We start from the raw sequence: 24,439 nt of genomic DNA, 5'->3' as shown, positions 1-24,439 counted from the left end.
GCGTGATGGACGGAAAGGACAACCTGTGGTCGGGGCTATCCTCCGATGAGTTTTGTCGCCGTATTCGCGGCCAGTTCAGCCGCTGCGGAGGTGGTGAAGTCGGTGAACCAGGCGCCGACCACGCGCCGGAGCGCGTTCGTGAATTTTTCGCGGCGTTCCTGCGCAAGGTGCGGGGTTGTTGGGATCCCCAGACCGTGCAGTTCGAGCGTGATCGAGCGAAGGGCAACGAAGTCGATGGCCTCACCCGCGAGGATATCGAGGCATCGGTTGATGAGGTAGCGAAGGTAGCCGCAGATATTGCCTGGGAGCTCCGTGGCAGCGCTGATGACCTCGCGTATTTCCTCAAGGGCTTCCTTCAGGGCGTCGAGTTCCTCAGCGCCGAGGACAGGAGGAAGTAGCTCATGTATATCTCCTGCGTCGGCGACGTTGCGCAGCGCGGTCAACGCGAAAGGGTTGACTGTCGGCACGCTGTGACTGTCCCAGGCGGCGTTCGGGGCGATGAGAGCGTTTCGGATCTCCGCGAGGACGTTCGCGTTCGCGTCCAGGCGACCGGATGCAATGAGCAGTTCGCGCGTCTGCAAGTACGCCGCCACGCCTCTCGCGTGAGCGTCCCACAGGTCTTCACTGTCGAGGGCGACTTCGGTCAGGGCGGCGTTGACATTCCCTCCAGTGGACGTGAGGGCTTCGATGAAGTCGGCAAGTTCGTGGATGGGGTTGTATTCACTCATCGGGATTCCTCGGTGCGTTCAGGCGTGGGCGAGCTGGGAGATCCTGCCTTTCGTCACGCCGAGGACGGTGGCGATGTCCTGCATCGTCAGGCCTTCCTCGCGGAGCGCGGCGACGGCGCGGATCTGTTCGGCACGGGCGTGTTCGCGGGCGGTCTCGAGTTCGGCTGCGGCGATCTTGACCGCGTCGGCGGTCTGCTTGACGGCGCCGTCGACGGCGAGGACGACTTCAGCGGCGCGCAGGGCATCGTCGTCGAGTTCGTCGGCCCACAAGGCGACGAGGTCCGTGGCCATGGCGTGCGCTTCGGCGAGGGTCTTGCCCTGGGTGTATTCGATGCTTCCGTTGATGGGGACCTCGACGGCCCACCAGTCGCCGTCCCTGTAGACGCGGGCGATGATTTCCATCGTCATTCCTCCTCCATCTTCTTGATGATTCCTCGAGCGGTTCCCTCTGAGATCTCGCGGTGCCGGGGAACCATCGTGATCGCCTGGCCGATCCGGACCTTCGTGTGGCTCCCGCCTTCGACGACGATGAGTTCCTCGCCGCGCTGTTTGGCGATGGTTGCCAGGCGTTTCATGAGGTCCACTCGCTTCATGCATCAAAGTATAGCGACGCTAAACATCAGGAGTCAAGGGGGGCTAAACATTCGACACGAAGGAGAATCGCACGCATGCGCCTCGGTGGCTGGTATCGTCTGCGGTGGATCTAGAAAATCCATCAGTAGCGGATGCCGCCTCGTGAGAGCGGCTTCTTTGTCGGCGCTTTGCGCGTCGGGAGTCCGAGGGAATACAAGACCCCGCCCAGCGGGGGAATACCCGGGGCCGGCTACTGACGGCTTTCTAGCTCCCGACCTGCGCGCCGCTAGAAACGGCGCTCTGGTCGCACCTATTGGTTCAGTAGACCGAAGGAGCGTCTCTCATGACATCTCCGTGCTTTCGTGCACCCTCATGCCGCTACTTCGCCTCGGTCGAGGAGAAGGAGCGCGTCCTTCTCGATCTCGATGTGCGGATCGCGGCCGAGCTCGCCCGCGCCGAGGGGCTGCGCCGTCTGCGCGAGGAGCGCAATGCGCGCCTGCGCGCCGCCCAGGCCTCTCGGCCCGCACCGTCTCCCACAGTCAGAAAGGAGGCTCCCATGCGTGACCTCACGCGCTTCTACGGCGAGGCGCCAGTCCGCGTTCACCTCGACGACGAGGGCGAGCCCTGGTTCGTCGCGTCGGACGTCGCCAAGATCCTCGGATACTCCGAGGCCTCTGCGATGACCAGACACCTCGACCCCGATGAGAGGGGTCTGTCAAATTGGCAGACCCCCTCTGGAGAACAGCAGATGATCATGATCTCAGAGTCAGGCCTCTACTCCGCGATCCTCCGATCCCGCGTCGAGGGGGCTCGTCCGTTCAAGCGGTGGGTCACGCACGAGGTGCTGCCCTCGATCCGGCGGACGGGCTCGTACTCGGCACCGCAGGCGCCGGCCACGCCCTCGGCGATGAACCGCGAGCAGCTGCTCGCGACCGCCCTTATCGAAGCGAACTCCATCATCACCGAAGCCCATTCCCGCGCGATCGCCGCCGAGGAGCGCGCCGCGGCCGCCGCGCAGACGGTGCGCGCGATCGAAGCGACCGAGGGATTGACATTGACGGAGTTCCACAAGCACTACTTCTCCGATGTCGGGGCCCGCGAGTTCTTCGAGTTCTGCTACCGCAAGGGCCTCCTCATCGATCAGCGGGGTGCGCGCGGCAGGGACGCGAAGGGCCGTGTGAAGAACGGGCCCCAGCACATGCACCCGACCGCGAAAGGCAAGGAGTTCATCTACCTGCACGCCTCTCTCGACGCGGAGGGGCTGCGCAGGGAGCGCCCCCGGGTCCGTCCCGGCGCGCCCGAGGTGGCGCTCGCCCGCTGGCTGCATCATCGGGGCCTGCGCCTCAACGAGGAGCTCGTCGCGGCCGTGGAGGGCGGGGAGCTGGTGCGGGCATGAGCGCCATTCGAGTCAAGGACATCATCTGGGGCGCCGACGGGAACGCGTTGTGCCCGTGCCAGTACGGCCAGTGCGGACATTGCGAAGAGGGTCGGCATGACATGTGCCCGTACGAGCGTCCGGATACGCCACCGGCATGGAAGGAGAAGTTGAAGGACATGCCTCTCGGGTGGGTCGGAAGGTCCAGAGGCACCGCGTTCGGGCAGGCGCCGTTCTTCGACGCGAGGGTCAGTCATGACGGGCGGTGCGCGTGCTTCCGGGAGGGGCATCGTGGTGCCGAGTTGGCGCCGGTCCAGTTGGAGTTGTGGGACGTGTTCGGCGACGAGTGGAAGCTGGTGGAGATGTGAATCGCGAGGCATTCGCAGATGCACAGAGGGGAATCACTGAGGAGGTGAGGCAATTGACGGAATGGAATGCGGAAGCAATCGGAGTCGGCATTCGTGACGGGCGTGCATGGCTGACGACAGAGGAAGCAGCCGAACACCTCGCCGTTTCGAAGCGAACGCTCGCGCGATTGCGACGGTCCGGTGACGGCCCGAAGTTCGCCAGGCGTGGGCAGATCATTCGCTATCGCGCTGCAGATCTCGACGAATGGATGGGGACCCGTGATGGAAACGTGGCCGAATAAGGCGAAGCAGGGTGGCCTCGCGACTACGATGGGTCACAAGGCCACCCTGCAACGAGATCCGAAGATCAAGGTATCAAGCTGGTTACTCGGATTCCTTGACCGTCGTGTCGGGGTGGCTCTTTCCATACTTCGTTGTTACGAAGCGACCGGTGATGGCCGAGCGATAGTGCCCGGAATTCTTCTTCGCCATGTTGTTCACCTCCTCTCATTGACTGAATCTGGCACTCGCTTCTGTCGAGTGCCAAAGAAAGACTACCCAGGACAGTCACTACATGCAGGGGCTCGAAGCCGCGACACGCGGCATATCTTGTGGTCCATTCGTTTCAGAGGGTGGCCTATAGGCCAAACGTCCTATGGCTCAGGGGTGGCGACGCAGGAGGTGAGTGGATGCCGTGGATGAAGGTCGGGGACGAGTCGGATACCTTCCCGATGCTGATGGATCTGGCGGCGTGCGAGGGATTCGATCATCGGACGATGAATGAGGTTCAGGGCTTCGTCTTCAGGTGCGCCGCCTACTCGGCCAAGCACCTCACCGACTCGATCGTGGATCTGGGTGTGATCGCGATGTATGCGGGCAGCGAGTCCGAGCGTCTCATTCGCCTGTGCACAGAGGTCGGTCTCATGAGCTGGGTTGAGGTCGACGGGCGGAGGAAGCTTAAGCTCGTCGAGAACCCTGATTACATCAACATTCGAACGAAGGAGGAGATAGAGCACGAGCGTCAGCAGAACCGGGACAATCGCGATCCGGCGATCAAGGGGCCCGTGCTGCTGCGCGATGGCGATACGTGCAGGTGGTGCGAGACGCCGGTGTATTGGACGGGCAAGCCGTCCGCTCGCAAGGGCACTCTCGACCACCTCAAGCCCGGCCAGGCCGCGACCGTTGACACGATGGTCGTGGCCTGCTGGAGGTGCAATTCCGCCCGGAAGAAGGACGAGTCGGGCACGTGGGCGAAAGAGCATCCGCTCGTGCCCGCTCCGGCTCGCCCTCGCTACGGGAAGGCGACGACGAAGTATCTGGAGGGGCTCGGGCTCCTCATTCCTCCTGTGTCCACCAGCGATGCCTCCGCTGATGCTGCGAGCGCCTCGACCTCAGACACGCCCTCGGCGGGCGCGCTCCCGGGTCTTGACGGCGCCGGCGACAGCGTTGAAGGCTCCGCGGGCTCCGGTCGATCTCCGGCTGATGTTGATCTCCGAACGGCTGATCACCGCTCGTTCGACGAACCGTCAGCTGATGCTGATCCTGGGCCCGCGTCCGGTGAGCACGCGGGAGGAGTGAGTGAGTCCGAGTCCGGATTGAATTCGGATTCAATTCGAATTGACTCCGATATGTCCACTCCTGCGAATTCGGAATCGCCGGGTCGGGTAGGGACGGGACTGGTCGAGTCAGGTCAAGTAGGACCGGGCCTGGAATGGCCGGGACGGCCCGGGACGGGCTCTGGTGGGGCCGGGAGGGGTCGGGACAGTCCTGGGTCTGGGAGGGCCCGGGAAGGGGCTGGTCTGGCCGGTGGGGCCCCGTGTGGTGGGGGGAGTGTGTCCGGTCGCAAGAGGCGGAGGAAGCGGAGGAAGGATCGCGGGTGAGTGAGGCGAGGGTGTGTCCGGTGACGGGGGAGCTGCTGGGCGAGGGGGAGTTCGTGTCGCGGGCGGCGGTGAATCGGTTGGTGACGGCGGTGTCTGATCTGCCGGAGCTGGTTGATGATCTGGCGTATGCGGCTCGCGGTCTTCGTCGCGGCATGCAGCCTGCGGGGGGCGTTGCGTCGTCGCGGGAGCCTGTGAATCTGGGGTTGATGCTCGAGGTCGACGAGATGACTGATGCGCTTTGGACGTGGGCGCAGTCGTTGACGACGTTCGTCATGGGGCCGAGGTACTGCGTTCCGCGTGGGGACTGGGCTGCGGTGCGCAGGGTGTTCACTGCGTATCGGGATCGGATCGGTGGGTGGGTGGAGGCGCCGCTGCTCGTTGACGAGCTCTGCTATGCGGTGGGGCGTCTCGAGCGGCTCGCGTCGCCGGCGGATCGGGTGCTGTCGTTTGTCGGCCGGTGTCCGTCCTGTGGGGTCGAGTTGATGGCCGCCGAGGGCTCCGTCGAGGCGTCGTGCGCGTGTGGGGTGCAGGTCGAGGTGGAGGAGGCCCGGGAAGTGATGCGTCGACGGGCGGGTGAGCGTCCTGTGCCTCGACCCCGTGCCCGTGAGATCGCGGAGATTCTGTCGCACCGTCCGATCCCGGAGTCCACGGTGCGGTCATGGTGTAAGCGCGCGCGGTTGCAGCCGGTTGCCATAGTGTCGGGGCGGCGCTTGTACCGGCCGGCCGACCTGGTCGCTCTGGTGGAGGCGTCGAGGTGACAAGGGGGCGATCGGTGGCGAACCAGGGGTGCAACGGTGTAGTCTGCTATCAGTGGCCACTGGTGCAGAACCGGGGGCCGCTTCGCATATCCGGGGGCGCCGACCAGGCCTAGTCAGGATGACCGGGGGGTGGGTGTGGCTTCGAGCAGGACAGGGACGAAGAAGTGGCTCGACCTCGCCGCACGGGCGAAGCGACGGGCCGTCCTCGCGGGGCTCACGGATTGCCCGATCTGCGGCGTGCACCTTGACTTCTCGAAGGGCCGGAGCGCGAACAGCGCGGAGGTCGATCACATCATTCCGTGGTCGCGGGGCGGCGAGGACACGATCGAGAACGTTCGAGTCGTGTGTCGCTCCTGTAATCAGCGGCGTGGAAATGGAATGCGAAGAAAGAGAATCGGCGGACGGAATGATCGAGGTGTTTACATTTCCTCGACGAATTCAAGCGAGACGTGGTGATGTTTCGTAATTCCATCGAATTACGAAACATCAAGGCTGGTCGGAGGGGCCTTTACCCCTCCCCCGCCCCGCCTCGCAGGGCCCCGAGGCATAGCGATATCTCTCCCCTTCATTTTTTCCCGAGGCGGCATTTACGAAACATGTCCCGAATTACGAAAAACTGAATTGAATTGCAAAAAGTCAAACGGGGTTCGCCTGGGGGTGATTCTTGGTGGAGAGAGCAGTATTGGAAGTCATTAATTCGGATGATCCTAGGAGGGTTCCTTCCAGGTCGGTGATCGCCGCGGTTGTGGAGGGGTCGGCGAAGGATCTGCTCGTCGCGATGCGGGCTCGCCTGGCGGTGACCTTCGATGATGAGGAAACTCCAGCGCGTGACTTGGCGGCGATCAGCCGAAGGATGCTCGAGCTCGATGATCGGATCCGCGCGATCGAACTGGCGGAGAAGGAGGCCGAGCGTGAGCAGGACGCCGAGGTCGCCGACGAGGAATGGACGGGCGTCTGATCCTCGGCTCTCGTCGATCGCCAAGCATCTGATCCTGCCCGAGGGGATCGTGTCGACCTCGTTCCCGAAGATCCGGGCGCGCGCCGCCAGGTGGGGCCTGGGCTTCGACCAGTGGCAGACCGACCTGGGGGCGGCGGTGTTCGCTAAGCGTGACACGGGGCTGTACGCGGCCGGAATCGACGGTGTCGAGATCTCCCTACCCCGCCAGGTCGGCAAGACCTACACGATCGGGTCGGCGCTCATGGCCTTGGCGTCGTTGGAATCGGGCTTGTTCATCTTGTGGACGGCCCACAGGACTCGCACAGCCGACGAGACCTTCGCCTACATGCGTGGGCTCGCCAACAAGGCGAAGATCGCCTCCTACATCGAAACCGTTCGAGCATCGAACGGCCAGCAGGCGATCGTCTTCCACAACGGGTCGCGGATCCTCTTCGGCGCCCGCGAGGGCGGGTTCGGGCGAGGCTTCGCCGGGGTCGACATCATCGTCTTCGACGAAGCGCAGATCCTCGGTCAGCGGGCCCTTGACGACATGATCCCCGCCGCCAACACGAGTTCGAATCCGCTGATCATCCGCATGGGCACTCCGCCCAAGCCCTCCGATCCGTCCGAAGCGTTCACCATCTTCCGAAAGAGCGCGCTCGCGGGCGATATGAGCGACGGCCTCTATGTGGAGGTCGGGGCGGACGATGACGCGAATCCGGACGACCGCAAGCAGTGGCGCAAGGCGAATCCGTCCTTCCCTCATCGGACGCCGGAGTCGGCGATCTTGCGCATGAAGCGCCAGCTCGGCCCGGAGTCCTTCCGTCGCGAGGGCCTGGGGATTTGGGATCCGGAGGTCACGAATCAGGCGATCGGCGCTCGCGTGTGGAACGAACTCATCGGTATGCCGGTTTCTGGGTCGAAGTGGGCGGCGTGCGCGCGGTTCTCAATCGACGGGTCGACGGTCGCATTGGCGAGAGCAGGACGCCAGGGCAAGGCGGGCGCCACGCATGTCGAGCTGTGCACTGCCCAGGGGGTGCGGCGCATGGGTGAGGGTGTCGGCTGGATCGTCGACTACCTGCTGGCGAACCTGGAGCATTTCGCCGTGATCGTCATCGAGGGCAAGGCGGGCGCCGGAGACCTCGCCGAGCGTCTGCGCGTCGCAGGAGTGCCGCCGAAGATGATCCTCACTCCCAACGTCGCAGAGGTGATCACAGCGCATGCCATGTTCGATGCTGCGATCCGAGACAAGACCCTCACCCACCTCGACGACCGCGAACTCGAAACCGAAGCCGAGTACGTGTCTCGGCGGCGGATCGGATCAGGCGGCGGGTTCGGCTGGCAGGCCCCGGAAGGGGCGACCTGCTCCGGCCTGGACGCAGTGACGCTGGCCCATTGGGCCGTCAGGACAACGAAGAGGCGCGCGAGGGGTGCGAGATCGAAGAGGAAAGCGGTGATCCTATGACCACGACAACGCCTGTGACGACGATGCCGATTGTCCTTCCCGATCTGACGGACGCGGAGCAGGACATGATGCGCCGCTTGCACGCGACGTGGGCGGCTAAGCATGCGAAGAATCAGCTCCTTGACGTGTACTACGACGGACACCGGGCGTTCCAGGATCTGGGGATCTCGATCCCTCCGCAGATGGCCAAGACGCGAGCGGCTCTGAAGTGGCCAGCGAAGGCCGTCAAAGGCCTGGCACGCAAGCACCTGTTCGAGGGGTTCGCCCTCGATGGGGCAACCGATGCCTACGAGCTCGGCGAGATCCTCGCTCGCAACAGGTTCACGCTCGAACTCACCCAGGCGATCAACTCCGCGTACAAGCACGCGTGCGCCTTCCTCACCGTCACGCAAGGCGCGCCAGGAGAACCACCGGTGGTGATCCAGGCGCGGGACGCGAACTGGACGACTGCGCTGTGGGACCGGCGCACTCGCTCGCTCGCCGCCGCGCTCGCGGTCACGGATCTCGACGATCTTGGCCAGCCGAGCGCTGTGACCCTGTACACGCGCGACGCGATCGTTGAAGGACTCCGTGATGGTGGGGCGTGGAAGACGACTCGGGTGGAGAATCGGACCGGCCGGGTCCTTGTGGAACCCCTCGTGTACGACCCTCAGCTGAATCGTCCCTTCGGGCATTCCCGGATCAGCCGCGAGGTCCGCTATCTGACCGATGCGGCCGTGCGCACGATGGTGCGCGCGGAAACCTCGGCGGAGTTCTTCTCGAGCCCTCAACGCTATGTGCTCGGCGCGGATGAGAGTGCATTCGCCGAGGACTCGAGGTGGACCGCGATCATGGGGCGCCTCCTGGCTCTCGACGTGAACGAGAACGGTGATCTTCCCTCTGTAGGGCAGTTCCCGCAGCTGAGCATGGGGCCTCACCTGGAGATGTACCGCCAGCTCGCTCAGAACTTCTGCGCGGAGACGAACCTCCCGCAGTCTTCGGTCGGCCTCTTCGCAGAGAATCCGACCTCGGCGGAAGCGATGCTCGCCGCGGAGGCCCACTTGGCGGCCGAGGCGGACTACCAGTGGCAGGTCTTCATCCCGGCTCTGAGGCGGATCGCTGAGGACGCGGTTATGCTCCGCGACGGGTTGAGCGAGCCGCCGGCGGACTCCTGGCGTCTGGCGGTCAAGTACACGCCGACCACGCAGGCGTCTCCGTCGGCGCAGTCGGATTACATCGTCAAGCTCGTCCAGGCTCTCCCGCAGGTGGCCGACACGACTGTGGCTTTGCGCAAGGCGGGCCTGTCCACCGAGGAGATCGACGAGATCCGATCCGAGCAGGCGTCTGCGGGGGCGGCCTCCGTCCTCGAACGCCTCACCTCTGGAACCGACGCGCCCGACTCCCCCACCCCCCGCGTCGTGACATCGGACGGGGAGAGTCGGCAGCTGACCTGAGAAACAGCTTCGAGGCCATCGGGATCGCCGTCCGTGCAGGGGTCGACCCCGCAGACGCCGCCCGACGCCTCGGCTTGACCGGCATCAAGATGACGGGCGCCGTCCCCGTCTCCCTGCGCCTGCCCGTTGAGGAGGCCAACGACCTGGAGGAGGCCTGATGCCTGATCGCCGCGACCTCGACCGCCTCAACACCGCCCAGGACAAGGCCGTCGAGCTCGCCATCGCCGACCTCAAGAAGATCATGGCCCGCCTCTCCGGAGCCACGCCCGAGCAGACCCGAGACGCGCTCCTCCAGGCCATGCCCGCCCTCGTCTCCAAGTGGGGCGACGTCGCCGCCACCGCAGCAGCCGCCTGGTACGACCAGCTAAGGGCCGAACACCCTGAGCTGCCGCCCTACAAGGCGCATCACGCAACGGGAATCGACGCCGACGCTGTGCGCACCACCACCCGCCGCCTCGCCGGCGGCCTGTGGGACAGCGATCGTGACCAGGTCACCGCGGCGCTCGCGGGCAATGTCGGTATGTGGCTCAAGAACCGGGGTCGGGAGACGGTCGCGAAGGCCGTCGATGAGGATCCGGCTCACCCGGGGTGGGCGAGGGTCCCGCGCGGTGGGACGACCTGCGCGTGGTGCACAATGCTCGCCTCCCGCGGATTCGCATACAAGGAGAAGGCGACGGCCGCGGCGAGTAGCCACCGGGCGTGTGACTGCCAAATCGTTCCGAACTTCGGGAAGGACGCGGCCAAGATCGACGGCTACGACCCCGAGGCGCTCTACAAGCAATACTCGAAGGCTCGCGCGAACGTGGTTGCCCGCAACGGCGACGGGCACACGCCAACCGACCGCGAGATCACAGATGAGCTGCGCAGGATGAGCGCGGCGCAGAGGGATTCTCGGAACCGCGAGTACATCGAGGACGAGAACGCTCGAGAGTTCTTCGACGCTCTCGACGATTTAGACCGCACTGCGCCGCGTCGTGCTCTTGCAGCGAGAGACGCTTACACGGGATCGGCATACGGAACGATGAACCGTCTCCTCCGGGACAACGTCGGCAGCGAGTACGACCGTGAGAACGTCAGGAACCTCCGATCGCTATTCACCACGAACCCATCGCGCCTGGACCGCAACCGGATCCTCTTCCGGGGCCTCAGCCTCCAGGACGTGCCCGAAGTCGACAGCATCTTCAACGACGAGGGCTTCGTCAGCACCTCCCTGTCCGCCAAGGTCGCCGAGGACTTCGTCGCCAACTCCGAGGGCCGCCACCAGGTGATCATGCGCATCCGGGCGAGGACCGGTACCGTATTCGTACCGGGACTGGACTCGGAGCGAGAGCTCATCCTGACTCCCGGAACCAGGTTCCGAGTCAGGTCACGCACCGAGCGCCCCGACGGAATCATCGAGATGGAGGTCGAGGCACTGTGAGCAGCAGATTCGTCGCCGAAGAAATCAGGATCCTCGACGACCCGAACGACGGCTACCGGCACATGGCCGAGACGCACTACCGCCCCGGCGAGGACCTCTACTGGCTCTTCGACCACATCGACGTGTACGAGGTCTTCACAGCCGAGGAACGCGCCAAATACTTCCCGAACCTCCCCGCGGAGCGGCCCAAGTAGCCTCACCGCATCATCCGCTTCACCCCCACCAGGCCACGGTCTGGTCGGGGGTCTTTTCATGCCCGCCTGGTGCGATGCCACGGCGGGCCTGTTGTACCCGCAGGCCCCGCGATGGGGCCACCCCATGAATAGAGGAGACCCGCATGAACGTACAGACCGACTCGCACAGCGAGCCCGCGGAAGCGACTCTTCAGGCGCAGGAGAAGCCGGGCGCGACGCCCGCGCAGACCCCGCCTCCCGAGGACGCCGCCACCGAGCTCGGAGAGGCGGGCATGAAAGCCCTCGACGCCGAGCGCAGAGCCCGGCGCGCAGCCGAACGTGAGCTCACCTCGATGCGCAAGCAGTCCGAGGCGCTCGCGGCCGATGTTGCCGAGGCGAAGGCGAAGCTCGCGGATCTTGAGCATTCGGCGCAGGTATCGGCGTGGAAGCGGCAGGTGTCGGCTGACACCGGCGTTCCGGAAGACGCGCTGCGGGGTGAGAGCCTCGAGGATCTGAAGTCTCATGCTGAGGTGCTCGCTCCTCTCCTGTCTCGCCCGATGGTCGTTCCCACTGCGGGGCGCCAGCCGGACACGGCCACCGCCGATAGCGGCCGCCTCGCGGTGCGCCAGCTCTTCGGCTCCTGACTCATCGTTTCGTTTCAACAATTCTTGAAGGAGTGATTCGCTATGGCGATCTTCTCTACCACCAATGCGAAGGTCCTCATGCCGCGCGAGATCGCGGACGGCATGATCGTCAAGGCGCGCACCACGTCCACAGTCGCCGCCCTGTCGGGCCGTGAGCCGATGCGGTTCGGGGACACCGACTACATCGTGTTCAACGACTTCCCGAAGGCTGAGTTCGTCGAGGAGGGGGCGCAGAAGGGGCACACGACCGGAGCGTTCACCTCTGTGACGGCCAAGCCGCACAAGGCGCAGGTGACGATGCGCTTCAACCAGGAGGTCATGTGGGCCGACGAGGACTACCAGCTCGGTGTCCTCAAAGCTCTCGCCGATTCGGGACAGATCGCCCTTTCGAGGGCGCTCGATCTGGGCCTGTACCACCGGATCAACCCCCTGACGGGCGAGCAGACCTCGTGGGAGAACTACCTGGGTGCGACCACGAAGACGGTCGTTCATTCCTCGGCGGACGCTGACGATGACTTCCGCGCTGCGGTTGGTCTGCTCGTCGCGGCCGGTGAATCCGTCAACGGCGCGGCCTTCGACCCGAAGTTCTCGTGGGCGCTGTCCTCCCTCAAGGTCAAGGACGGCTCAGGGGCGACCTCGCAGCAGCGGTACCCGCAGCTCGGATTCGGTACGAACGTCACCGACTTCATGGGGCTGCCCGTCTCCCAGGGAAACACGGTCTCGGGCGTCCCGGAGGCCGCGGACACGAATGTGCGAGCGATCGTCGGTGACTTCCAGAACGGCATCCGCTGGGGCGTCCAGCGCGAGCTCCCGCTCGAGCTCATCCAGTTCGGCGACCCGGACGGGCAGGGAGACCTCAAGCGCCAGAACCAAATCGCGTTGCGCCTCGAGATCGTCTACGGCTGGTACGTCTTCACCGAGCGTTTCGCCCTCGTCAAGGAGGCGTGATGCAGCACATGATCCGACTCGTGCAGCAGGGAACGGGATGCGTCGCTCTCGTCGATGAGACGACCGCTTGCCTCCTCGGCAACGACTGGGTGCGTGACGACACCCAGGCGCCCGAGGAGCCCGAGGCACCTGAGATGCCCGAAGGGGCTGCGGTGGAGGCCCCGCGGGCCCCCTCCGAGGAGGCGCCCGAGGAGGCGCCCAAGCCGAAGCGCACTCGCAGGAATGCCACGCCCAAGCCCCAGTCGGAGGAGACCTGGTGACAAGCCACCAGGTAGTCACCGTCACTCGACGATAGGAGGTCGCCATGGCAGACATGGAATCGTTCTCGCTGGCCACGGCCGCCGACTACTCCGAGCGCTACGGCGATCCCGACGATGCCCTCGCCGCTCTCCTGGAGGGGCAGCTGGCGAGGGCATCGCGGATCGTCCGCGACGAGCTCGCCGCCGACGGCTATGACATCGAGGAGATGATCGCCTCTGGGCATATCCGCGCCGACACCGCGGCGGACATCGTGTGCGACATGGTCCACTACGCGGCCTCTTCGGCGGCGTCGGCTCTGGGCTTCGCTCCCCCGTTGGGGGCATCCCAAGCGTCGGTGACGACCGGTCCATTCAGCCAGTCGGCATCGTTCGCGGCGCCCGTCGGGTCGATGAGCCTGACGAAGGTCCACCGGCGTCGTCTCGGATTGCCCGCCCAGCGGGCCTTCGAGGTCGATCTCCTCGCAGGAAGGGGCCGCCGATGATGGACGACTGGCGTGTGCCCGTGACCCGCATCCGTACCGCGGATGCTGGCGTGGACCAGTACGGCGAGCCCATCCCCGGCGCCGAGGCCCAGGAGACGCTCCCCGCGGGCATGTTCGCCCCGGGGGCCTCCTCGGAGCCTGTGACGCCGGGGGCGGCGCCGGTCATCACCTCGCCGACCGTCTACTGGCCCGGCCAATGGCCCGACGTCATAGCCTCCGATGTCCTCCTCATCGCCGGCGTCCGCTATCAGGTCGAGGGTGATCCAGCCCGGTGGCCGATGGGCCTGGTCGCCACCCTCCGAGCAGTCACGGAGGCAAGCCAATGAGTCGCGTGGCGTTCAAGCTCAACAAGCAGGCGGTGGCGGACATGCTCCGCTCGGCAGAGGCGCAGGCCCTCGTCGGACGCGCCGCCTCCACCATCGCCAGCCGCGCCGGCGACGGGTTCGCAGTCGAACATCGCACGAGGAGCCGAGCCCGTGCCTACGTCAAGCCCACGACGGCGGCCGCCCGCAAGGCCGCCGCCGACCATGCCCTCGAAATCGCTGCAATCAACGGAGTGTGACCAATGCTCAAGACGCCCGACGTCAAGAAGATCATCATCGACCGCCTCAAGTCGGCGTTCCCGGACACCCCCGTGGTGTCCAAGCGCCCCGACAAGAACCCTCCTCCGGAGGAGTTCATCCGCGTCATCGCCGCCGGAGGCCCCGGACGCACCTCCAGGGTCCTGTCCCGCGTCTCCCTCATCATCGACACCTACGCCGCATCCACGGGCACAGCGGCCGCGCTCGCGGCCCGGGTGCACGAGCAGCTGCTCTTGCTCCCCTCGTCGGAGGTTCCGGTGAGCGTCGTCGAGGCGGGGGAGCCGGCGGAGGTCCCGGATCCGGATAGGACCGATCGGTCGAGGTATTCGGCCGCCTACACATTCACGATTCGTCTCATCTGAAAGGGGACTCTCTCATGGCTCATCTCAACGCGGCGAACGCGCTCATGTTCGGATCGGAGGACGATTCGTTCTTCCTGGGTGACGGGAAGATCGATCTGACTTCCGTCGTCGCACTGGACACCCAGCTTCCTGCTGGTCTGGAGGACGTCGGCTGGATCGGCGAGGACGGCATGACCGTCAACATGTCGGACTCGGTCGACAAGATCCGAGGGCACCAGAATCACGGGGTCGTCAAGACCTACATGTCGGACTCGTCTTCGGGGATCGAGGTCGTCGTCCTCGAGTCGAAGCTCAAGACCTTCCTCGCGTACTTCGATGCGACGGCGAAGAAGGTCGGGTCCATCGCGAGGATCGAGATCCCCGCGGCCCGCAAGGCGCGGACGATGACGGCCGTCATCGACGCCTTCGACACCTCGGACTCGTCGATCCAGTGGCGCGTGCTCCTGCCGAGCCTCCAGCTGGGGGCTCGCGAGGGCGTCCCGTTGAAGATCGGGGAGCTCACCGCCTACAAGTTCAGCTTCGAGATCCTCGACGGATTCCAGATCCTGACGAACGCGCCGGCGCTCATCCCCGCGGGCTGACCCTGGGCGCTGCTTATCTCCGTCCCCCTGGCTGGATGTCGGTCCCCGGCCAGGGGGACGGTCCCTCTCCATCACCTGCAGGACCGACTGATATCCCACTGAAAGGGGACCGACAATGACCACGACCACGAAGAAGAAGACTCCGTCGGCGGCCGAGCTGGCGCGCCGCGAAGCCCAGTCCGCAGCCGATAAGGGCGAGTCCCAGCCGATCACGGTGGACCTGTGGGGAGTCGATATGACGATTCCCCAAGAGCGGTTCAATGACCTGTCCTACACGGCGAATCTTCTGCGCATGGACGACGAGACACTGGACACGCCGGTCAGGACGAAGGCGGCGGTTTCGGTCGCGATGCACATGTGCGGCGGTCAATTCGATGAGGTGGTCGCCGCCTATCGTCGCGCGCACGAGGGGGCGGCGCCGATCTCAGCGTGCGGGGAGATCGTGCAGGAGATTTTCACGCAGCTGAACCCGGAATCCCAAGCCTCCTGACGCTGCTCCACAGGCGTTGGGAGGCGATCGAGGCGGATCTGCTGCGCGTCTACGGGGTGGATCTCCTCGATCTGTTCCGCGGGCGCCTGACCCTGCGCAGGCTCGCGGTCCTCGTCAAGGGGCTGCCTCCGGGGTCGCAGACGGGGCTCCTCGAGGGCGGGCCTGCGGCCCTGTCGAACGAGGCGAGCCTGATCCGCGATGTCGGGTGGCGTATCGAGTGCACGATCCTCGGCGCTATGGGGGCGAAGCAGTCGCAGATGCCGCCCCGGCCGGAGCCGCCCGAGCCGGGGTGGCAGGAGCGGGCCGCGGAGAAGCAGCGCAAGGCGGAGGCGAAGGCGCGGGCGTGGCTCGCGCGCCATCCGGAGATTGAGAACTGAACAGCATAACGAGGCGGGGGTGATCCGATGGCGGGGAATTTCGAGCTCGGGACCGCGTGGCTGCAAGTCTCGGTCTCCGGTAAGGGAATCGCGAAGGACATCAACCATGAGCTCGGCGGCGTCGACACGTCGGCGGCGGAGAACAAGATCACCGCAGGGCTGGGCGGGGCATTCAAGTCCGCGGCCAAGCTCGGCGCCGTCGCCCTGGGCGGCCTGACCGCGATCGGCGTCGGCGGCTTCCTCACTGACGTCACGAAGCAGGCCTTCGCGGCGTCGGATGCGACGGACAAATTCAAGGCGACCCTGAACTTCGCCGGTATCGATGGTGCCCAGATCGACGCGCTGACGGCCTCGGCGAAGAAGTACGCGGACCAGACGGTCTACGACCTCGGCGACATCCAGAACGTAACCGCCCAGCTCGCGGCGAACAACGTCAAGGACTTCGACAAGCTCTCACAGGCCGCGGGCAACCTGAACGCCGTCGCGGGCGGGTCCTCGGAGACCTTCAAGTCCGTGGGGATGGTCCTGACCCAGACTGCGGGCCAGGGCAAGCTGACGACGGAGAACTGGAATCAGCTCGCCGACGCGATCCCGGGCGCCTCGGGCAAGCTCCAGGAGGCCCTCCTCAAGAACGGCGCCTTCGTCGGCGACTTCCGCGACGCCATGTCCAAGGGCGAGATCACCGCCGAAGAGTTCAACCAGGCGATCCTCGACCTGGGCATGACCGACGCAGCGAACGAGGCGGCGACCTCGACGGCGACGATGGAGGGCGCCTGGGGCAACTTCGAGGCCACCATGGTCTCGGGGGTCAAGGAGATCGTCGACGGCGCTAAGCCCATGCTCACCGACGCCCTGGCCTCCATGTCCGACGCCGCCTCCAGCGCGTTCACGTGGATTCAGGAGGACCTCTTCCCCGGCTTGAAGGGCGTGTGGGACATCCTCGCGAACGGGGACTTCTCGGGGCCGATCTTCGGCCTCGAAGAGGACAGCGTCTTCGTGGACTTCCTCTTCAATGTCCACGAGCTCGGCCAGCAGGCCTGGGACATCCTCACCGGCCACCTGATCCCCGCGGTCCAGGACTTCTTCTCCTCTCTCCAGCAGAATCAGGGGCTGCGCGACTTCGTCTCAGCCCTCGGCGAGTTCCTCGCCAAGAAGGGGACGATCCTCGCCGTCGTCGGCGCCTTCACCTTGTGGAAGGCGGCGATGGCGGGAATCGCCTTCGCCCAGTTCGTCTCGGGCCTGTACGGAGCCGCGAAGGGCCTGGCCGTGCACACGGGCGCGCTCGTCGCCGACAAGACCCAGACGCTGATCCTCAAGGGCATGTACGGCGTCGACATGGTGAAGAACCTCGCCCTGTCGACGCTGGCATGGGGGAAGAACACGGCGGCGATCGTCCTGTCGAAGGGCGCCCAGCTGGCCGCAACTGGGGCGACGAAGGCCGCGGCCGCGGGCCAGTGGCTCCTCAACGCCGCGATGAATGCGAACCCGATCGGTCTGGTCGTCGCGGGCCTGGCGGCGCTCGCGGCCGGTCTGGTGTATGCGTGGAATCATTCGGAGACCTTCCGGGCTGTCGTGACGGCCGCCTGGGAGGGCATCAAGGCCGGCGCGATGGTCGTCGTCGATTGGTTCACCACCTATGTCCTGCCGACCTTGCAGGGCGTGTGGGAGGGTCTGAAGTTCGGGTTCGAGGTCTTCTCTGACCTCGTGCAACTGGGCTGGGACCTCATCAAGTACGCCGCGGGCCTCGTCGTGGACTGGTTCACCGCGCACGTCCTGCCGGTCCTGCAAGGCGTCTGGGAGGGGATCCAGGCTGGCGCCCAATTCATGGGCGACCTCATCACCGCAGCCTGGAACGGGATCAAGGCCGGCGCGGACATCGTCGTCAGCTGGTTCCAGACCTGGGTCCAGCCCGTCATCACCGCAGTCTGGGACGCCATCAAGGCCGGCGCCCAACTCCTGTGGGATGGGATCACGGTCGTCTGGAACGGGATCAAGGCCGTAATCTCGTCCGTCGTCGACTGGATCACCGGCACCGTGCGAAGCAGCATCGACGGCTTCACCGGCGGCGTGAAGGCCGCCTTCGAGACGATGCGCGACGCCATCGGCGCCGTCTGGGACGCCATCAAGGCCATCACCGCCGTTCCGATCAATTTCGTTATCGACACCGTCTACAACAACGGGATCCGGGCGACGGCGAACGCGCTCGCGGAGAAGATCGGCTCGGACGTGCGCCTGCCCTGGGCGCAACGGATCTCCGGCTACGCCTCCGGTGGTGTCCTGCCCGGCTACACGCCCGGCCGTGATATCTACCATTTCGTCTCGCCTGACGGCGGCGGCATGCTCGCCCTGTCGGGCGGCGAGGCGATCATGCGCCCGGAGTGGGTGCGCGCCGTCGGAGGCCCCAGCGCGGTCGCGGCTATGAACGCCGCGGCATCGAGCGGACGGGCTCTCCCGGGCGGGGACCGGGGCCAAGCGTTCGCCTCCGGCGGCATCTGGAACGCCGTGGAGGGCGGGATCACGGGGGCGCTCGGCTGGCTCCAGTCCTCGGCGCGCGCACTGTCGTCGATCATCACCGACCCTCTCGGCGCGGTCGCCAACCTCGTCCGCAAGCCGATCGACGCGATCATGGGTATGCTCCCCGGCCGGGGAATGTTCGCCGACGCGGGCAGGCACCTGCCCTACTCGTGGATCGATTCCATCGCCTCGTGGTTCCAGGAGTCCACGAAGGACATGAGCGCGTCGAGTCTGGTCGAGCAGGCCAGGCTCGCGATCGGCACGCCCTACGTGTGGGGCGGCGTCAACGTCCCCGGCGGCGTGGACTGCTCCGGCCTCGTCGTCTGGGCGCTCAGGGAGCTCGGCGTCGACGCCCCCCGCCACACAGCCTCCACCTTCCAGGCCGCCTCCAGCCCGGTCCCCCACGGGGCCGTCCTGCCCGGCGACCTGTACTTCTGGGGCGGCGCCCCCGGCGCCGGCGGCGCACACCACGTCGCCATCGCCTCAGGAAACGGGATGATGGTCGAAGCCCCGACCTTCGGGATGAGCGTCCGCGAGACCGGCGTCTACGGCGGAGCCCACGCCGGACGCTTCCTCTACGACAACGGAGGCCTCCTCCAGCCCGGCATCACCATGGTCGAGAACCGGACCGGCAAGCCAGAGCCAGTCTTCACCAACGACCAATGGGCCGCGATCCGAGACCGAGGAAACCCCATGCCGAGCGTCCTCGTCGTCAAAGACGCCGATGGCGCCCTCATCGGCCGCATGACCGTCGAAGCTGAAAACGTCATCAACCGGGCAACGGGAGCAGCCTCGCGCTCGCGGGTTCGTGAGCTGATGGGAATCTAAAAGAAGGAGGAAGCTGATGACGTCCTGGTCTGCTTCGTCGGGCTACATGTCAGTCGGTGTCGACCTGTCCTATTCGGGGGATCCATCATCGGGATACGTGACGGTCCGCGCGATCGTGACTGCGAGATCAGATGGGTATGGTCATAGCTTCTCATCGCAGTGGTCATGGTGGGGAGATTCTGGCGCTGGGTCTGAAGGATTCTCTTTTTCCTCTCCGTTCGGTGGGACTGTCCACAAGACCCTTTCGGACTGGACATTCCAGGCGTCAACCCGATACGGGGAGGCTCGATGGATCAAAGTAGGGGCTTCGCTGGGGCCGATCTGGAATGGCGGTAACCCGTCGGTCGAGGGATGGATTCAGATCCCCGCCCGCCCGTATTCTGCGCCGTCGGCTCCGACGGGCGTGAAGGCGCAGCGCCAGTCCGAGACGCAAGCCTTGGTCGCGTGGGCGCTTCCTGGGGCGTCTGCTGCGGCTCCGGTGCAGCAGATCGGTGTCCAGCGTCGTAGTCTGCGCGATCCGCAGTGGAAGCAGATGGTCTGGCTCACGGATGCGTCTGCGACGTCGTGGACGGATACTGCGGTGCCCGCGAACGACAGGGTCGAGTATCGGGTGCAGACCTGGAACTCGGGCGGGTATTCGGCGCATGCGGATGCGACGTCGGCTGTGACATCGAGCGTCGCGGCCCCCTCTGGGGTGCGTGCGGCGAAGGATGCGTCGGGGAACATCGTCGTCTCGTGGGACGCGAATTATCCCGGTGGAGGGATCTTCGAGGTCGTCGACAACGGGGTGAAGGTCGGGGAGGCTCCGGTCGTGTCCGGCGCTGCGCACTCGTTCACTCATCTGTCGCCCGATCCGCAGGTGACACACACATACACGGTCAAGCACATCGACGGAGGGGTGTCCTCTCTGCCGTCGACGCCTTCCCCGACGGTGCAGCTGCTCGCGAAGCCGAACGCGCCGAAAATCCTTCGCCCGTCCGCCGCTGTCCCATCGGGGGCTGTCCTCTTCGAGTGGCAGCACAATCCGGTCGATTCGACGAGCCAGAAGGAGGCGGAGATCCGTTATCGGGCTCGTGGGGCCGCCTCGTGGACGACGAGGCGCGTAACAACTGCTCGCCAGCTGTCGGTCGTCCTCGTCGCGGGATCCTACGAGTGGCAGGCGCGCACGAAGGGATTGCATGAGGAGTTTTCCGCGTGGTCTCCGGTCAGCTCGTTCACGGTCGCGGACGTACCGACGGTGGCGATTTCGTCGCCTGCTCCGAAAGCGACGATCAACCGGTCCCGCTGCGCCGTCGAGTGGTCGTTCTACCAGGCGCAAGGCGCCGGGCAGTCTGCGGCTGAGGCCGAGCTCCTCGATGCGTCTGGACGTGTCCTGGAAACGATCCAGGTGTCGGGCGCTGTGACGAGTGCAGTCTTCTCGACACCGCTGGAGGACGCGTCATCGTACATGCTCCGGGCTCGCGTCCGTTCCGGGCACGGACTCTGGTCCATCTGGGTCTCGTCCGCGTTCTCTGTGTCGTTTCCGGCGCCGCCGGTCCCGAAGGCGGAGGCCTCATGGGAGGAGAACGAGGGAGCCGCGACAATTTCGATCACGAATGCGGCTCCTCTTGATCCATCGCAGGACATCGTGAATCTGGCGAGAAACGGCCGGGGCAAGGTACAGGGAAGCCTCGTTGAGGTACGGCGGAACTACGCCGTGGCCCCCAACGGGGACGATTCGCTTGCAGACGGGGAGTTGGGGATCAAGCCCCTGTGGGGTGGTGAGGGGGCTCGCTGGAGCAGTGAGATCGTCACGGACCCGGTAGACGCTCCTGAGGGCGTTCGCGCGTATGTACTCAAACGCTGGTCGTCGATCGGGTCGGCGCTGGGAGACGTCGGGTTCCAGTTCACGAACGGGGCCGGAAAGAAGGGGTTTGCTGTTGCTCCGGGTGAATCCTGGTCAGTTTCCGCCTACATGCGGTCGAGTCGGTCGATCAAGCCGATTTACGCAAAATTGGCGCTTCTGCCGGCGAATGCGTCGGGCGAGCAGGTGACGCCATGGCTGTATCCGAGTGAAGAAGTGAAGCAGCTAGTCGGCGGGGTGTGGGAGCGATTCTCGGGGACATTCACCATTCCCGAAGGGGTTGCTTACATCAACCCCGTGATCTACCTGGGGATATCGCTCGACGAGTGGAGCACGTCGGATACTCTCGCGTGTGGAGGACTACTGGTTGAGAAGGATCAGCCTGTCTTGCCGTTCTTCGACGGGGCGTTTTCGCCGGATGAGGACATGATTCCAGCCTGGACGGGGAAGACGGGGGCCTCGGCGTCGACGCTTTCGGTGGTCCGGCCAGCCTGGGTGGACAAAACGAATGACAACGTCGTAGCGGCGGTGTCGAAGAGGGGTGGGATTCGCGTTCTCCGTGTGAAGGAGGGCAACGGATTCGCGTATCAGTCGCTGTCGGCGATCGGAAATGGAGTGGCCGTCGCGCTCGGCCTGTCGATGAGATCGGATGATCCAAATGCGGTCGTGGACTATCCAGTCGTCGCTCAATCGGCGGTGTCTCCATGGGTGAGCATTGTGAGGGCACTTCGGGAGAAGCAGCGGCTGCCGGAGGGGAGGGTCGTTGTCTCGGGGACGACCCCGAGCGATTCAGCGAAGTGGGATCCGTCGGCGTCGGTGTCGCTGGTCTTGCGAGCTCCGACGGTTCCGTGGACGTCGATCTGGTACGACGAGATCAGCTTCATCATTGCGCAGACCGAAGACGAGGCGAAGAGGATCGCCGCAGAGTATTTCGATGGCGACATGGGGCCGAACGTCATGGTGGGCGGCCAGTCGTATGCCGTGTCATGGGACGGTGGAGCGCGGGGGTCGTCGTCGACGGCGGTTCCGAATAGTCCGGCTGCGGTCTCGAATCTCATCGAGCGGTCGGTCGATGGGGGTGTGTCTTGGGAGGTCGTCGCCGAGGGGGTGGCGGTCTCGTCCTCGGTCATCGATCGGGAGTCCCTGTCTGCGGGGATGACCCTCTACCGGGTCTCCGCGATGACGGATCTTCCGTCGTCATCGTCGGCTCTCGTCGAGCTGCATGCGGACTCGGATGCCGTGTGGATCTCGGGTGGAGACGGGTTCTCTGTGGTGGTCCCGCTGGGGTGGGATCCTCAGCATTCGACCGGTGTGGGGCTCGTGAACAGGAAGGTCCATCATTTCGCGGGGCGTCGCCTCGGGGTGGAGATGTCGGGCAAGCAGCGCCAGCGGGCGGTGTCCGTATCAGCGACTCTCTTGGATGAGAGGCTCGATCTCATCCGGCGGCTGGAGGAGTTGTCATACCTGCCGGCGCCGTTCCTGTATCGCGATCCTCTGGGGAGGCGCTTCTACGCCAGTCTCAGCGGCGTGCAGATGGACCGGGCGGTCGGCGGGAAATGGAGCGTATCGGCTGCGCTTGAGGAGGTGGATCGGTGAGCGTTCATCGGCAGGCGGAGTACGTCGTGCGCCTCCTCGACGAGCAGGATCGGGAGATCCGCGTCCTGGACGGCGTGACCGGCGGGTCAGTGTCCCTGTCAGCATCGACCCGCCTGCGCGCCTCCGGGCAGCTCTCGATCAGGGACACGGGTGAAGAGATCGATTGGCTCTCCCACAGGGTGCGCATCGACTATGAGCCCGTCGGCGTGGAGCCGTGGCCGCTCGGCGTATTCCTCCTATCGACACCGCAGGACGCGCATTCGGATGCGGGGAGGGCATGGGAGGTCGACCTGCTCGGAAAGCTCGCTGTCCTCGACGGGGACAGTACCGAGCAGACCCTCACTGTCCCCGCGGGGGCGAATCTCGTCGAGGCGGCGCAGCAGCTCATCCGAGACGCTGGCGAGACTCGTCTCGCGGTCACTCCATCGGCGGCGTCGGCCTCCTCGGAGATGGTCTGGGACCCGGGGACCTCGGTCCTCACCATCGTCAATGACCTGCTCGACGCGGCCGGCTACTGGGCCTGCTTCACCGACGGCTCTGGCGTCGTCCACCTGGAGCCGTATGTGCGCCCCGCAGCCAGAGCCCGAGTATTCGATTTCATCGAGGGCGAGACGGCGATCCATTCGGCGGAGTGGACGCGGGATCAGGATCTCGCAGCCGTGCCGAACCGGGTGGTCCTCGTCGGCCAGGGCGAAGAGGAGAAGCCGGCGCTCGTCGGCGTGGCGACGAATGAGGATCACGAGTCGCGTTTCTCCAGGCAGCGGAGGGGTCGGTGGATCACGGTGTCGGAGACCGGGGTCGAGGCGGCCGACCAGGAGACGATCACCGCGAAAGCGCGCCGTAGATTGATCGAGGCGTCCACTCCGCAGGCGATCCTCCAGATCGCGCATATGCCGATCCCCATCGTCCCGAATGACGCCGGGGTCTTCCGCTCACAGGGGGTCGACTCGCGCGTCGTCCTCCAGTCGATCGAGTATCAGCTCGACCCGACCGCGCTGGCCCAGTCGAAGCTCCTCGAGGTGGTGGACCTATGAGCACCCTCGATTACCTCATGGACACTCTCGCTCAGGTGAAAGCCCGGGCCGAGTCCGCAGCCTCCTACAGGTGGGCGACCGTCACCAGCGTCCGCCCTCTGCGACTCCTCTTCGACGGCGAGCAAACCCCCGTCCTGCGCGAGCCCGTGAATCTCGTCGGCCCCCTCGAAGCCGGCCAACGAGTGTGGGTCATCACCGTCCTGCGCCGCTCCACGATCGTCGGCCGAGCAGGAGGATCAGGCCTTCCCACCGGAGCTCTCCTGCCCTACGCGGGCGCCACACCGCCTCAAGGTTTCCTCCTGTGCGACGGAGCAACCCACCCTAAAACGCAATATCCGGCGCTCGCGGCGGTGCTGGGCGCGACGGGGACGGGGACATCATTCAACGTTCCTGACATGCGGGGACGCTTCCCGCTGGGAGCTGGACGGAACCGCGCGAACACCTCCTCTTATTGGGGAACGGCCGCCGCGGGACAAGTCAACATACCGTTGGGAGAGTATGCGGGCGAGTATGAGCACACTCTCACAGTGGACCAGATGCCGAATCACAATCACGGCGTGTATTCCACGAGCTCGAAATGGGTGAATGGTGCGGGCATCTACGCCTCAAATGTCGGAGCCGGATCCGGGTGGGAGATCGTGTCGAACTGGGCTGCCAATGCGAATTTCCTCGACACCAGGAAGGTCGGCGGAGATAAGGCGTTTAAATCGATGCCCCCGTATTACTCGGTGAATTTCATCATCAAAACCTGAAAGGAAAGAACACGTGGTTGCGTCATCTACGGCGATCCTCGCCGCGCAGAACAATGAG

Annotated in this window: 29 protein-coding genes; 25 read left to right on the top strand and 4 right to left on the bottom strand. The window is 65.4% G+C overall.

Going from position 1 to position 24,439, the window contains the following annotated elements; all coding sequences use genetic code 11:
- Positions 1-35: 35 nt before the first annotated feature.
- From HD592_RS01070 to HD592_RS01060, 3 genes are read right to left on the bottom strand one after another with little or no spacing between them, the layout of a single operon-like run.
- The gene (locus HD592_RS01070; RefSeq protein ID WP_184451347.1) at positions 36-728 is read right to left on the bottom strand and encodes a hypothetical protein; all 693 of its coding nucleotides are present in this window, start codon (positions 726-728) and stop codon (positions 36-38) included.
- Between the two features lie 18 nt (positions 729-746).
- Complete coding sequence (locus tag HD592_RS01065; protein WP_184451346.1) at positions 747-1,136, bottom strand: hypothetical protein; 390 nt, start codon at positions 1,134-1,136, stop codon at positions 747-749.
- Positions 1,133-1,321 (bottom strand): hypothetical protein, encoded by a 189-nt coding sequence (locus tag HD592_RS01060; RefSeq protein WP_184451345.1) that lies wholly within the window; start codon positions 1,319-1,321, stop codon positions 1,133-1,135. The genes HD592_RS01065 and HD592_RS01060 overlap by 4 nt, the downstream gene beginning before the upstream one ends.
- Positions 1,322-1,644: 323 nt before the next feature.
- On the opposite strand from HD592_RS01060, the gene HD592_RS01055 reads away from it, so the two are divergent.
- From HD592_RS01055 to HD592_RS00950, 22 genes are all read left to right on the top strand, one after another.
- Positions 1,645-2,697 (top strand): BRO-N domain-containing protein, encoded by a 1,053-nt coding sequence (locus HD592_RS01055; RefSeq protein WP_221437790.1) that lies wholly within the window; start codon positions 1,645-1,647, stop codon positions 2,695-2,697.
- Positions 2,694-3,044, top strand: a complete 351-nt coding sequence (locus HD592_RS01050; RefSeq protein ID WP_184451344.1) for a hypothetical protein — start codon at positions 2,694-2,696, stop codon at positions 3,042-3,044. The genes HD592_RS01055 and HD592_RS01050 overlap by 4 nt, the downstream gene beginning before the upstream one ends.
- A 53-nt stretch (positions 3,045-3,097) precedes the next feature.
- Positions 3,098-3,325: a helix-turn-helix domain-containing protein gene (locus HD592_RS01045; protein WP_221437789.1), complete on the top strand. Its 228-nt coding sequence runs from the start codon at positions 3,098-3,100 to the stop codon at positions 3,323-3,325.
- Positions 3,326-3,721: 396 nt separating this feature from the next.
- Positions 3,722-4,903 (top strand): HNH endonuclease, encoded by a 1,182-nt coding sequence (locus tag HD592_RS01040; RefSeq protein WP_184451343.1) that lies wholly within the window; start codon positions 3,722-3,724, stop codon positions 4,901-4,903.
- Positions 4,900-5,661 (top strand): MerR family transcriptional regulator, encoded by a 762-nt coding sequence (locus HD592_RS01035; RefSeq protein ID WP_184451342.1) that lies wholly within the window; start codon positions 4,900-4,902, stop codon positions 5,659-5,661. Before HD592_RS01040 ends, HD592_RS01035 begins: the two co-directional genes overlap by 4 nt.
- 129 nt (positions 5,662-5,790) lie before the next feature.
- A complete protein-coding gene (locus tag HD592_RS12540) occupies positions 5,791-6,117 on the top strand; it encodes an HNH endonuclease signature motif containing protein (RefSeq protein WP_184451341.1) in 327 nt (108 codons plus the stop codon).
- A gap of 274 nt (positions 6,118-6,391) precedes the next feature.
- A complete protein-coding gene (locus HD592_RS01025; protein ID WP_184451340.1) occupies positions 6,392-6,619 on the top strand; it encodes a hypothetical protein in 228 nt (75 codons plus the stop codon).
- The gene (locus HD592_RS01020) at positions 6,573-8,063 is read left to right on the top strand and encodes a terminase (protein ID WP_320658360.1); all 1,491 of its coding nucleotides are present in this window, start codon (positions 6,573-6,575) and stop codon (positions 8,061-8,063) included. The genes HD592_RS01025 and HD592_RS01020 overlap by 47 nt, the downstream gene beginning before the upstream one ends.
- Positions 8,060-9,496, top strand: a complete 1,437-nt coding sequence (locus HD592_RS01015; RefSeq protein WP_184451339.1) for a phage portal protein — start codon at positions 8,060-8,062, stop codon at positions 9,494-9,496. The genes HD592_RS01020 and HD592_RS01015 overlap by 4 nt, the downstream gene beginning before the upstream one ends.
- A gap of 157 nt (positions 9,497-9,653) precedes the next feature.
- On the top strand, positions 9,654-10,916 hold the full coding sequence (locus HD592_RS01010; protein ID WP_184451338.1) for a VG15 protein: 1,263 nt from the start codon (positions 9,654-9,656) through the stop codon (positions 10,914-10,916).
- On the top strand, positions 10,913-11,110 hold the full coding sequence (locus tag HD592_RS01005) for a hypothetical protein (protein ID WP_184451337.1): 198 nt from the start codon (positions 10,913-10,915) through the stop codon (positions 11,108-11,110). The genes HD592_RS01010 and HD592_RS01005 overlap by 4 nt, the downstream gene beginning before the upstream one ends.
- A gap of 143 nt (positions 11,111-11,253) precedes the next feature.
- Positions 11,254-11,733 carry a hypothetical protein gene (locus HD592_RS01000; protein WP_184451336.1) on the top strand — a complete coding sequence of 160 codons (480 nt, stop codon included), beginning with the start codon at positions 11,254-11,256 and terminating at the stop codon, positions 11,731-11,733.
- Positions 11,734-11,775: 42 nt separating this feature from the next.
- The gene (locus tag HD592_RS00995) at positions 11,776-12,681 is read left to right on the top strand and encodes a phage major capsid protein (protein WP_184451335.1); all 906 of its coding nucleotides are present in this window, start codon (positions 11,776-11,778) and stop codon (positions 12,679-12,681) included.
- Complete coding sequence (locus tag HD592_RS00990; RefSeq protein WP_184451334.1) at positions 12,681-12,941, top strand: hypothetical protein; 261 nt, start codon at positions 12,681-12,683, stop codon at positions 12,939-12,941. Before HD592_RS00995 ends, HD592_RS00990 begins: the two co-directional genes overlap by 1 nt.
- A 44-nt stretch (positions 12,942-12,985) precedes the next feature.
- Positions 12,986-13,423, top strand: a complete 438-nt coding sequence (locus HD592_RS00985; protein WP_184451333.1) for a Gp19/Gp15/Gp42 family protein — start codon at positions 12,986-12,988, stop codon at positions 13,421-13,423.
- Positions 13,420-13,749 (top strand): hypothetical protein, encoded by a 330-nt coding sequence (locus HD592_RS00980; protein WP_184451332.1) that lies wholly within the window; start codon positions 13,420-13,422, stop codon positions 13,747-13,749. The genes HD592_RS00985 and HD592_RS00980 overlap by 4 nt, the downstream gene beginning before the upstream one ends.
- Positions 13,746-13,985: a hypothetical protein gene (locus tag HD592_RS00975; protein ID WP_184451331.1), complete on the top strand. Its 240-nt coding sequence runs from the start codon at positions 13,746-13,748 to the stop codon at positions 13,983-13,985. Before HD592_RS00980 ends, HD592_RS00975 begins: the two co-directional genes overlap by 4 nt.
- Before the next feature lie 3 nt (positions 13,986-13,988).
- Positions 13,989-14,366, top strand: coding sequence for a hypothetical protein (locus HD592_RS00970; RefSeq protein WP_184451330.1), 378 nt, complete (start codon positions 13,989-13,991; stop codon positions 14,364-14,366).
- Between the two features lie 14 nt (positions 14,367-14,380).
- Positions 14,381-14,947, top strand: coding sequence for a hypothetical protein (locus tag HD592_RS00965; RefSeq protein ID WP_184451329.1), 567 nt, complete (start codon positions 14,381-14,383; stop codon positions 14,945-14,947).
- Between the two features lie 115 nt (positions 14,948-15,062).
- Positions 15,063-15,437: a hypothetical protein gene (locus HD592_RS00960; protein WP_184451328.1), complete on the top strand. Its 375-nt coding sequence runs from the start codon at positions 15,063-15,065 to the stop codon at positions 15,435-15,437.
- Positions 15,377-15,814, top strand: coding sequence for a hypothetical protein (locus HD592_RS00955; protein WP_184451327.1), 438 nt, complete (start codon positions 15,377-15,379; stop codon positions 15,812-15,814). The genes HD592_RS00960 and HD592_RS00955 overlap by 61 nt, the downstream gene beginning before the upstream one ends.
- 27 nt (positions 15,815-15,841) lie before the next feature.
- Positions 15,842-19,156 (top strand): tape measure protein, encoded by a 3,315-nt coding sequence (locus HD592_RS00950; RefSeq protein WP_184451326.1) that lies wholly within the window; start codon positions 15,842-15,844, stop codon positions 19,154-19,156.
- A gap of 357 nt (positions 19,157-19,513) precedes the next feature.
- Here the strand turns inward: HD592_RS00950 and HD592_RS00945 are convergent, their stop codons facing one another.
- Positions 19,514-19,702 (bottom strand): hypothetical protein, encoded by a 189-nt coding sequence (locus HD592_RS00945; RefSeq protein WP_184451325.1) that lies wholly within the window; start codon positions 19,700-19,702, stop codon positions 19,514-19,516.
- Between the two features lie 34 nt (positions 19,703-19,736).
- Between HD592_RS00945 and HD592_RS00940 the strand changes: the two genes are divergently transcribed.
- The 3 genes from HD592_RS00940 to HD592_RS00930 are packed head-to-tail and all read left to right on the top strand — an operon-like array spanning position 19,737 to position 24,381.
- Positions 19,737-22,595, top strand: a complete 2,859-nt coding sequence (locus HD592_RS00940) for a carbohydrate binding domain-containing protein (protein WP_184451324.1) — start codon at positions 19,737-19,739, stop codon at positions 22,593-22,595.
- Positions 22,592-23,629 carry a hypothetical protein gene (locus HD592_RS00935; protein WP_184451323.1) on the top strand — a complete coding sequence of 346 codons (1,038 nt, stop codon included), beginning with the start codon at positions 22,592-22,594 and terminating at the stop codon, positions 23,627-23,629. The genes HD592_RS00940 and HD592_RS00935 overlap by 4 nt, the downstream gene beginning before the upstream one ends.
- Positions 23,626-24,381, top strand: coding sequence for a phage tail protein (locus HD592_RS00930; RefSeq protein WP_184451322.1), 756 nt, complete (start codon positions 23,626-23,628; stop codon positions 24,379-24,381). The genes HD592_RS00935 and HD592_RS00930 overlap by 4 nt, the downstream gene beginning before the upstream one ends.
- Positions 24,382-24,439 lie beyond the last annotated feature (58 nt).

This window comes from Schaalia hyovaginalis (assembly GCF_014208035.1).
GTDB classification, from domain to species: Bacteria; Actinomycetota; Actinomycetes; order Actinomycetales; family Actinomycetaceae; genus Pauljensenia; species Pauljensenia hyovaginalis.
The sequence above is the reverse complement of the archived record's forward strand: the minus strand, read 5'-3'. Positions and strand labels throughout refer to the sequence as shown.